The sequence below is a fragment of the Kamptonema animale CS-326 genome, from assembly GCF_028330895.1.
Classification (GTDB): Bacteria; Cyanobacteriota; Cyanobacteriia; order Cyanobacteriales; family Microcoleaceae; genus Kamptonema; species Kamptonema formosum.
In genome coordinates, this window is the sequence record NZ_JAQMUA010000167.1 from 1 (window position 1) to 10,189 (window position 10,189).

12 protein-coding genes are annotated in these 10,189 nt (G+C 45.1%); 7 read left to right on the top strand and 5 right to left on the bottom strand.

Going from position 1 to position 10,189, the window contains the following annotated elements:
- Positions 1 to 1,374: oligosaccharide flippase family protein (locus PN499_RS09865; RefSeq protein WP_334311675.1), on the top strand; the 1,374-nt coding region annotated here is incomplete at its 5' end.
- A 234-nt stretch (positions 1,375 to 1,608) separates the two neighbouring features.
- Here PN499_RS09865 and PN499_RS09870 read toward each other — a convergent pair.
- The gene (locus PN499_RS09870; RefSeq protein ID WP_272031664.1) at positions 1,609 to 2,502 is read right to left on the bottom strand and encodes an ABC transporter permease; all 894 of its coding nucleotides are present in this window, start codon (positions 2,500 to 2,502) and stop codon (positions 1,609 to 1,611) included.
- 6 nt (positions 2,503 to 2,508) lie between these two features.
- Positions 2,509 to 2,643, bottom strand: coding sequence for a hypothetical protein (locus PN499_RS09875; RefSeq protein ID WP_272031665.1), 135 nt, complete (start codon positions 2,641 to 2,643; stop codon positions 2,509 to 2,511).
- Between the two features lie 101 nt (positions 2,644 to 2,744).
- Here PN499_RS09875 and PN499_RS09880 point away from each other — a divergent pair, with 101 nt between their 5' ends.
- From PN499_RS09880 to PN499_RS09905, 6 genes are all read left to right on the top strand, one after another.
- The gene (locus PN499_RS09880; protein ID WP_272031666.1) at positions 2,745 to 3,017 is read left to right on the top strand and encodes a hypothetical protein; all 273 of its coding nucleotides are present in this window, start codon (positions 2,745 to 2,747) and stop codon (positions 3,015 to 3,017) included.
- 124 nt (positions 3,018 to 3,141) lie between these two features.
- On the top strand, positions 3,142 to 3,288 hold the full coding sequence (locus PN499_RS09885) for a glutathione S-transferase family protein (RefSeq protein ID WP_272031667.1): 147 nt from the start codon (positions 3,142 to 3,144) through the stop codon (positions 3,286 to 3,288).
- A gap of 31 nt (positions 3,289 to 3,319) precedes the next feature.
- Positions 3,320 to 3,802, top strand: coding sequence for a cupin domain-containing protein (locus tag PN499_RS09890; RefSeq protein WP_272031668.1), 483 nt, complete (start codon positions 3,320 to 3,322; stop codon positions 3,800 to 3,802).
- Between the two features lie 54 nt (positions 3,803 to 3,856).
- Positions 3,857 to 4,702 carry an arylamine N-acetyltransferase family protein gene (locus tag PN499_RS09895; protein WP_272031669.1) on the top strand — a complete coding sequence of 282 codons (846 nt, stop codon included), beginning with the start codon at positions 3,857 to 3,859 and terminating at the stop codon, positions 4,700 to 4,702.
- Between the two features lie 545 nt (positions 4,703 to 5,247).
- Entirely contained in the window at positions 5,248 to 5,886 is a 639-nt protein-coding gene (gene ycaC / locus PN499_RS09900; protein ID WP_272031670.1) for an isochorismate family cysteine hydrolase YcaC, read from the top strand.
- A gap of 277 nt (positions 5,887 to 6,163) precedes the next feature.
- Positions 6,164 to 6,745, top strand: coding sequence for a putative antibiotic biosynthesis monooxygenase (locus PN499_RS09905; protein ID WP_272031671.1), 582 nt, complete (start codon positions 6,164 to 6,166; stop codon positions 6,743 to 6,745).
- An 85-nt stretch (positions 6,746 to 6,830) separates the two neighbouring features.
- Here the strand turns inward: PN499_RS09905 and PN499_RS09910 are convergent, their stop codons facing one another.
- The 3 genes from PN499_RS09910 to PN499_RS09920 form a co-directional block, all read right to left on the bottom strand.
- Complete coding sequence (locus PN499_RS09910) at positions 6,831 to 7,577, bottom strand: HEAT repeat domain-containing protein (RefSeq protein WP_007353750.1); 747 nt, start codon at positions 7,575 to 7,577, stop codon at positions 6,831 to 6,833.
- Positions 7,578 to 7,724: 147 nt separating this feature from the next.
- Entirely contained in the window at positions 7,725 to 8,153 is a 429-nt protein-coding gene (locus PN499_RS09915) for a KTSC domain-containing protein (RefSeq protein WP_272031672.1), read from the bottom strand.
- Positions 8,154 to 8,269: 116 nt separating this feature from the next.
- Positions 8,270 to 9,559, bottom strand: coding sequence for a Glu/Leu/Phe/Val family dehydrogenase (locus tag PN499_RS09920; RefSeq protein WP_272031673.1), 1,290 nt, complete (start codon positions 9,557 to 9,559; stop codon positions 8,270 to 8,272).
- Positions 9,560 to 10,189: the final 630 nt, after the last annotated feature.

The window sequence follows — 10,189 nt, forward strand, 5'->3', positions numbered from 1 at the left end:
TCCTTCTTCCTTCTTCCTTCTTCCTTCATCATGTCATCGTTAAAAAAACTTGCTCTTCGGGGTGCAGCTTGGACAATTGCTGGGTATGGAATGAGCCAGATTTTGCGGTTTGGTAGCAATGTCATTCTAGCTCGCCTGCTCTACCCAGAACTCTTCGGTCTCATGGCCTTAGTAAATATTTTTATCATCGGTCTTCACCTATTTTCAGATATTGGCATCGGGCCAAGCATCATCCAGAATAGGCGCGGGAACGAGCCAGATTTTCTCAATACGGCCTGGACTTTGCAGATCGTTCGGGGTTGTACCCTGTGGTTTTGTTGCTTGTTATTGGCAAAACCGATTTCCCTGCTATACGGAGAACCACAGCTTTTTTTGCTGCTACCTGTGGTGGGTTTAAGTACGGTTATTTCTGGGTTTAACTCCACTTCTTTGTATACTCTCAATCGCCAGATGGCGATCGCAAAGTTGGCAATTTTTGAGCTAGGAGGTCAGGCGGTTTCAATTGCGGCGATGATTACTTGGGCGTGGTTTGATAAAAGTATTTGGGCTTTGGTAGTTGGGACGCTGGTGGGTAGTTTAATTCAATTAATCTGGAGTCATTGGTTGAATTTGGCAACACCTAACCGCTGGGTATGGGATCGAGAGGCGGCTAGCGCAATCTTTTCTTTTGGCAAGTGGATTTTTGTTTCGACGGCTGTAACGTTTCTGGCCGAACAAAGCGATCGCCTCATGTTAGGAAAAATGATTTCCTTTGAGTTATTAGGCGTTTACGGCATTGCTTTTATCATTGCTGATATACCGCGTCAGGTTGTTTTAGCTGTCAGTAGTAAAGTGCTTTTTCCGGCTTTTTCACAGCTTGCTGAGCTCCCGCGTCCAACTTTTCGGGCTAAAATTCTCAAAAACCGTCAGCCGATTTTGCTCGCAGTGGCGTTAGGCGTAGCGCTATTAGTTAGCTTTGGGGATTTTTTGATTCTCGCGCTCTATGATAGTAGGTACTCCAATGCTGCTTGGATGTTACCGGTGTTAGCTTTGGGGATATGGCCTCGAATTTTGACACAGACAATTGACCAGGTATTGTTTGCGATCGGCAAGAGTTACTATCCTGCTTATGGCTGTGTTTTAAAGTTTATTTTTATGGTGGTGGGACTACCAACGGGGTTTTATTTTGGGGGTATGCTGGGGGCGATCGCAGTAGTTGCACTCAATGATTTGCCATTTTACGCGGCTATAGTTTATGGTTTGGAACGCGAGGAGTTAAGCGCTGCTAAGCAAGATATTCAGACTACAGGGTTATTTCTGGCTTTGCTAGTAGTTGCGATCGGCATTCGCTTGGCTTTGGGACTTGGACTTCCTGGGGCGACAGTGTTTCCCTAAAGGCAAAGATTTGAAAAAGACCTAACCCCCCTGTCCCCGAATCACCTCTCCCTACTCTCTCCTAAAAGGAGAGGGAAAGGGATAAATGTTTTTCGGGAAGAGGGAAAAGGAATAAATGTTTTTCAGGAAGAGGGAAAAGGAATAAATTGATTATTGGGAAGGGGGTAGAAGTCTTTTTCGCTCTTTATGAAAAACCGGGATGAGCCCAAATCGTAGTGACTACGTAAGTCATAATTAGGCAAACCGACGGCGCAATAGAGGTTGAATTCCTAATAGCGCCACAACATCAAAAGCCAGCAATACTAACAATGCACCGCCAAAAGTAACATCGCCCCAAGGTGCTTGCATAACTACACTAGCTAATGACCAATTGCTGTGAAGATACAGGTAGCGAATGGGTTCGATCGCGTAACTTAGAGGGTTAAGGGTGACAACAACTTGCAACCAGTGAGGCATGAAAGACAGCGGTGCGAGGGCTGTACTGGCAAATAATAAAGGCAAGTTGGTGACAAAGATTACGGCTATGAGTTCGACGTGACCAGGTAAAGCAAAGGTTAAGCCTAAGCTGATTCCTGTCACGCCTAACACTAAGAGGAAAATAATCAATGCGATCGCCATTAATCCTGCGAATCCTGGTAGTCCCGCGCCCAAAAATGCGCCCGCTGCTACAATTGCCCCGGTTTGGATGAAGCTGAGGGTAACGATGAAAATCGCTGAGGCTAAAACAATTGAAAACCTAGAAGCTAGAGGCGCGACTAATAAACGGTTCAGGAAGCCGAATTCGCGGTCAAACATAACTGGTAAACCAGCATTTAGGGCACCTGCAAAGGCGGTGAAGACGATTACACCTGCACCGAGAAATTGCCCGTAATTCTGACTTTCGCCAAATAAGCCAGCGGGTGCATTTTGAAATAGGGCTCCGAACAATACTAACCACATCAAGGGCTGAATAATACCTGCAATTAGCGTTGAGGGTCGCCGCTGCAACTGAATGAACAGTCGCCGGGTTAAGGCTAGGGTTTCTTGAATGAAGTCGCCTAGCAGGGATGTGGAGGTGTCGGCGGATGCTGTTGAGAGTGGCCGCTGCTGGTTGAGGTTAGGTTGGGGGGATGTAACTGTACTGCTCATAATTGCTTAGGACTGCTTTTGTCTAATTATTACTAGAGTAGCAAGTCTGGAGATATTGGTGGTGCGATCGCGCTCGCCTAAAGGCAAAAACCGCACTGTCCCTGTAGCGCCTTTAGTCGTAAAATTTGGATTAGGCAGCACTTTCTAAACTATTTATTCTCAAAGGTATGATTTCAAAATTCCCAAATTAGTGCTGTTCTAAGATATTTTCATCATAAATATCATCAAAAATTAATTGGAGTATGTGGAGACGTTTTTCTTCTAATTTGAGCTTAATAGGTATTGGTATCGCACTGATAGCGATCGCTTTTATCAGCATCTCCTTTCTTCCTTCCCAAGTTGAAAGTAGTCTCAGTACATTTTTTGGCAAACTTGGCAGAGGCGGTATTGATGTGACAATCACCAACACCTATAGACGCATTGCTGCCGATCGCTTTCTCCTTCAAAGTGTCTACCTTTTCCTCACAGGAATTGTTTTGCTGGTAGCAGGATTATTCAGAACTAGAAGTCATTGAGATTAGCTAGGAGCAAAAATAGCAGCGATCGCCTGGGATTTTGACAGTAGCACAGGAATCAGATAGTTAGATATAAATCGTTTCCCCTAAAATGTATATATTTAGATCAAATGCTGATATTCAGATGAGCTTTCCTATCGAGGTAGTAATTGCACGAGGCGGGTTGGATGCCAGTCGTCCCCGGCTAATGGAGTTTTGCGATCGCATCCATTCTCGCCTAGCCTACCAACAGGCATTAAAACGGAGTGGTACATACCAGCTTGCGAGTTGACTGGAACAGTTAGTTTTTGGAGGATGACCCTATGGTAGATCGACACCCATTGCTTTTACGCGCCGAACAGATTGCTGCGAATCTGCAACCCTTTTCCCACCCCTGGAATGCCAATTCTGAACTATCGGGAACTCAGTTAGCAAAAGCTGTTGGCCTAAAACGTACAGGAGTCAATTTTATCAAAGTTCCACCTGGCAAAGAATCTTTCATCTATCATTCTCACTATCGCGAGGAAGAATGGATTTACATTCTATCGGGGTACGGCGTTGCAGAGATTGGTGAAGAAGAATTTGAAGTTAACCCAGGAGATTTCATGGGATTTCCCACACCTTCGGTTGCTCATCATCTCAGAAATATCGGGGATGAGGATTTGGTGTATCTAACAGGAGGAGAAAATCTGGATGTGGAAATTGCAGAGTTTCCGCGTCTGGGGAAGCGGATGATTCGACGCGAAGGAGCGATCGAAATCTATGATTTCTCCGATGCTAAACCTTTTGGAACGTTGGATACATAATGATTAATTACTCCCTATGAAGAAACTCAGTATTGACTCCGAGCGTAATAAAATATGCAATTGCAACAACGACTGACTGAAATCGACCTTGATGCCTATTTTCAACGAATTGGCTATAGTGGTGACTGCTCGCCCCGGCTAACAACGTTACAGGCAATTCACCAAAGACATTCCCAAACGATCGCCTTTGAAAACCTCAATTCACTTCTGAAACAACCTGTTTTGCTGGATTTAGCATCCTTGCAACAAAAACTAATCCGTGAGAGACGCGGCGGCTATTGTTTTGAGCAAAATTCACTGTTGCGGGATGTTTTGCTTGCTCTTGGCTTTCAGGTAAAGAATTTGGCAGCCCGTGTGCTGTGGAATTTGCCAGAAGGAACGATCGTACCTCGCAGTCATATGGTGCTGTGGGTCAATATTGATGGAGAGCCATACATTGCAGATGTGGGATTCGGAGGATTAACGCTCACCACGCCGCTTGCTTTGACAGCGGATATTGAACAAGCTACATCCCATGAATCATTTCGATTGATGGCAACGGATGGCCGCTACATTATGCAAGCATATATCAAGCAGGAGTGGAAATCCCTTTATAGATTCGATCTTTACGAGCAAGAATTACCCGATTATGAGGTGAGTAATTGGTATGTTTCCACTCATCCTAACTCGATTTTTGTTACTAACTTGATGGCTGCAAAACCGGATTCAAATTGTCGTTATGCCTTGTGGAATAATCAGTTTACAGTGCATTATTTGGACGGTAGAACAGAACATCTTGTCCTTTCAACGGTTGCAGAGTTACGCGCTACCCTTGAGAATATTTTTGGTCTCAACTTAGGAGCGATCGCTGACCTCGATCCGATGTTACAACAGTTAATTGAACGCTCGCGTGCAAAGTAATCCCTTTTTTGTCGCTTTGAGCAGACAAAAAGTTAAGCAGAAAGCAAACTGCGAACAGAAAAAAGTAGGATGAAAGTCAGAAAATTATCCATTAATTGGATTAATTCCTATAACTTTTATCGCCAGCCACGAATGGGAAATACCTCTAACTAATGAGAGATTAAACAGTAAAAAATGTAGGATTGAATGAGCAATCATAAATTTTTCAGAGAACTTTTCTTGCGTCGTGCCATTCTCCCACCAAGGATGTTGTTTCCAAGGTAAAGTTAATAGAGATGGAGCCGCTGGATGCTAAGGTTGAGGTTTAACTAGCCCAGCAGCCAACTGCAACCGAGACTGCGATCGTCCACTTCAACCAGGATTAAGACTCACAAAAGTCTGGATTGCAGGTCACTACACCTAGTCAAGCGCTACGCGCAGTCACTCGCCTTCGCGATCGCACAAATATCCTGTCTGTGCGTAAATCCTAAACTCAATAGTTTCTGATTCTTGGCTCTATTCTGCAATTTCTCATTCACCAATAACTCAAATAGGAGAAATACCTGATGTCTACATTCAAATACAACCGTCTAGACAAGAATAATGCTGCGGTTTTGCTAGTAGATCACCAAACTGGACTGTTCTCACTCGTGCGTGATATTGGTGCCGCTGACTTCAAAAATAATGTGCTGGCGCTGGCAAGTGCAGCCAAATTTTTCAACCTGCCTACAATTTTGACAACTAGCTTTGAGCAGGGCCCGAATGGAGTTATCATGCCTGAACTGAAGGAGAAATTCCCAGATGCTCCCTTTATTCCGCGCCCCGGACAGATCAACGCTTGGGACAACGAGGACTTTGTTAAAGCAGTAGAAGCAACTGGCAAGAAGCAATTGATAATTGCCGGAATTGTTACTGATGTCTGTGTTACTTTTTGTGCGCTTTCGGCATTGGAGGCAGGTTATGACGTTTTTGTTGTCACCGATGCCTCTGGAACCTTTGATGAAGCCTGTCGCTATGCAGCTTGGGATCGAATGTCTCGTGCTGGAGTTCAATTAGTCAATTGGTTTAGCGTTGTGTGTGAATTGCACCGTGATTGGCGCAACGATATTGAAGGATTAGGTAGTCTCTTAGCAGGGTTTATTCCTGACTACAAAAACCTGATGACCAGTTATACAGCAACGGCAAATACTGGGGTTCCCAAGTAGTGATAAATTGCCTACTTTAGCTCGTGTTTAGCTGAGTTGGTATTGTCATCGTTAGGTTATCAACTTTACTAAGACTTACACTCATGGCTCCAGAAACCGGGTTTTTGGGATCATGTATGGGTTCGGGTGAAGTATTTTCGTAAAAAAACCCGGTTTCTTTGGTTGGGTGCGTAAGTCCAGTTTACTTGAAACGTAGCGATGACAACTAATTCGTTGTAAATTACGTAGAGTGTATTTTTAATAGTTCTTAGTCAAGGATTGCAAGTCTTTAAATTTTATGCCCGAAGAACCGTTGGCGATCGATATAAGTGAAGAAAACTATCTAGTCACCGCTATCATCTCTCATGTAGTGAAACCGGGGCGCGAGCAAGGTTACGAAGCATGGTTTCATGGCATCGCCGCTGATGCACGAAAATTCAAGGGACATCTGGGTGTCAGCACTATTCGACCCCAGCATCACGCTCATCCTGAGTACGTGGTGATTCTCAAGTTCGATTGTTACGACAATCTCAAAACTTGGCTAGAATCTGATGTTCGGCGAGAGTGGATTGAGAAATTACAGCCGTTGATTGAAAAGCCAGAAGATATTCAAACTCTGACCGGATTGGAAACCTGGTTTACGCTCCCTAACAGGTCGATGAAGGCTCCACCCCCTCGCTACAAAATGGCTTTAGTGACATGGTTGGGAGTGTTTTTTACGATTTCTATTCTCAATCGTTTGCTGGTACCACTACTAGCCGGACTTCCTGCATTGCTCAAAACTCTGATTGTTACAGGTCTCACTGTTATCCTGCTCACCTATTTAATTATGCCCCGCCTAACACAATTATTTCGCAAATGGTTGTATCCCATTCCCTAAAATGATATGAATTTGTATCGTAACTTTATGACTTATTTGTGCTGAAAGAACCTGATTTTATGGAGTAAAAACTATTGCCAAATACCTACAGCAAGCCATCCATTTCTAAATCTTCAATGATTTGTAACCCGCGCGGATCGCCAACTCGCAACAGCGATGACTTGGCATCTTCTTGCACACTAAAATCTTGGTCTTCTTCTAAAGCTTCAATCAAACCATCGATCGCGCCAGCATAAACCACATTATTTGGCAATTCGCGGCACAGTTGACCGATCGCCCAAGCACAATTACTCCGCACCGCCGCTACAGAGTCTCGCCGCAAAGCTTCAATTAAGGGAGGAACAGCGCCGATCGCTACATCATAACCGACAGTTGCCATCTGACCGAGGGAACTAGCCGCCCACAGCCGCACAGCCGAAATATCAGTTTTCAGGGCATCAATCAGGGGAGCTAAGGATCTGCGATCGCGACAATTTCCCAAGGCCCAAACCACGCCTTTGCGGACATAACCGTTCCAATCACGGTTGAGTTGGTCGATCAGCGCTTCCACCGCATCCCGGCTGGGGTTGCGCCCCAAGGCATAGGCCGCACTCACCCGCACTAAAGGACAGCCATCTCGCAATAGGCGAATTAAATGGGGGATGGCGCGAGCGTCTTGGAGTTCGCAAAACGCCCTCGCTGCGATCATGCGCTGCTGAGCTTCTGGAGATTCCAGCAAAGGCAGCATTTCCTCTGGATCTGGCTGTGGGGGTTCCGATTCCTCCAAACGATCCAAAGGGCTTTCGAGTTCAGCGTCAGTATTAATTGCGCTTAGGTAGTCATCATCATCCATAAATCTAACTTTACCGCACTAGGGCGGATCGAAAGCAGAGACTTAGGCAACTAGCACACTTGAATGAGCTTAGAGGGTGCGCCAGACTTTCCTTATAGATCGCTCTAATAAGAGTTCGCGTCTCTGAAACACCGTATTTTTGCCTAATTAGTCTACCCGCTCGCTGGAATAACGGCTTTTAATCTCAGAGTTGAAAAACTTTCCAGTAGAGTCAGCGTCCCGCAAAGATTCCCAAGTTTTCTCCTCTACATCAGCATATTGATAAACAGCGCCACTGGCAAATTCTATTTGTAAAGTTTGGCTATCTGCATCATAACCAATCGCTTGTGCCATAGAGGAACTAACAGGGAGCATAGCAATTGGCTCTGGGATTGAGGTAATTTGGTTTGCTTCAATGCTACCGCTTAGATCGTTATTAGCAATAAAGGCAACTTCTTGCAGCCCGTGTAAAGCAGCTTCTGGAGCCTCAATCTCAATGTACTCTACCTCCTCTCCTCGGTCTATTAACAACCTTAACTGACCGTTAGAATGACCGACTCCCAATATATTGCTTAAGTCAATCTTAGTTAGCTTCATGGGAAAGTTCCTTTCAGCGATTGAATTCACATTAAAAAAATCTCAGTTTCCCAGCTTTAGTAACTGGGAAACTGTGATTTTATACATTAAAACTTTATCGTAAGTTGGCGAAAAAGTCAAGGATAAAGACCGCGATCGCTCAGCGCTTGAGCCACGCGGCCAACGCCTAGCATATAAGCCGCTAGCCGCAAAGACACCTCCCGCGCCTTAGCCAGTTCGCTGACTCGGTGATAAGCTTGCACCATCAACCCTTCCATTTCACGGTTTACCCGTTCCTCGTCCCAAAATACATAGGATTGACCTTGCACCCATTCCAAGTAACTGACCACCACCCCGCCAGCATTCGTTAAAATATCTGGCAAAACCTTTATCCCACGCGCTTCTAACATCTGATCTGCGATCAAAGTAACAGGAGCATTCGCCGCTTCTGCTACGATTTTGGCTTGGACGCGATCGCAGTTTTCCTCAGTAATTTGGTCTTCCAAAGCTGCGGGAATCAGCACATCACAAGGCAGCGTCAACAATTCAGCATTGCTTACCGCCACCCCACCAGGAAAACCGACGATGCTGCGATTATTTTGTTGAGCATACAGTTTCACAGCAGGGATATCTAAACCTTCAGGAGCAAATAGTCCGCCGTTCACATCTGAGACTGCTAAAATCTTAGCCCCCTCTTCGTGCATGAGTACAGCAGCGGAGCTACCCACATTCCCGAACCCTTGAATCGCGACTCGCGCTCCCGCCAAAGTCTGACCCTGTTCCAGCAGCGCCTCGCGGACGGTAATCATCACACCGCGTCCCGTTGCCATTTCGCGACCCTTAGAACCGCCGATAGACAAGGGTTTGCCCGTTACAACTCCCGGCACTGCATGACCCACATTCATAGAATAAGTGTCCATCATCCAAGCCATTTCGCGAGAGCTAGTACCCATATCAGGGGCTGGAATATCAACAGCCGGGCCTATATCTTTAATCAATTCAGTAGTGTAACGGCGGGTAATGCGCTCTAACTCACCAACACTGTAGTTAGAAGGATCGATGGCAATTCCGCCCTTAGCGCCGCCGTAGGGAATGCCCAATAAAGCACATTTCCAGGTCATCAACATCGCTAGAGCAGATACTTCTTGCAGAGTAACAGAGGGATGGTAGCGAGTCCCACCTTTGTAAGGGCCAAGGACATTGGAGTGCTGTACGCGGTGGCCCGCCAAAACTTGCACTTCACCGCTGTCTAGTTTTATGGGAATGGAGACAGTGACTACTTTCCGAGGCTGTTCGAGAATTATCAGCAAGCCCGGATCTATTTGCAATAAGTTACCCGCCAGTTGCAGGTAAGTGCAACTCCGATCCATAGGACAGATGTAAGCGGGCGAGGGAGATTCTTTTGGTCGTAGCGATGTTGTAACCATAGCAACCCTCCTGCGGGGTATGTAGGTAAATTTAATCTCTATACCTAAGCTAACTTGACATTCTGAAGAAAATATAAATTGGTAAAAATCGTTACAGTTATTCGTGAGTAAAAATGATAATGCTTAAAAATAAGTAAAAAAGCTCATTGACAAATTAGCCACATTATTAAATTAGCGACTTTTTCGTTTTTATCTAATTTTTAGTCCTGTAGATAAGTAGTCGGACATAATTAAAGGTAGGGTGGGCGCTCGCCGACCACTATATTCTGCTATGAGTTACAGGCTTGTTGCGGCGAGCGCCCACCTTACAATTTATAGCGTTTATTTATGTCCGACTACTTACAAGGGGTAGTTTCGCCAGTATTTCCAATATTTAAAGCCCACAGCTTCCTTACCTGCCTTGACGCTATAAGCACAATGCGATCTGTTATCTGTTACCTTTGCCAGCCCCCAGATTAGTAATACTTATCTGCCTCATCACTAACAATATACTTAAAAAGCCTTTACAAACCGAAATAAAAGCGTTAATCTAATATTCATCGGGGAACACAAGCCCCACCGAACCTTGAAAAATACATAAAGCAATCATAAGCACATGACAACTACCTTACAACAGCGCGAAAGCGCTAA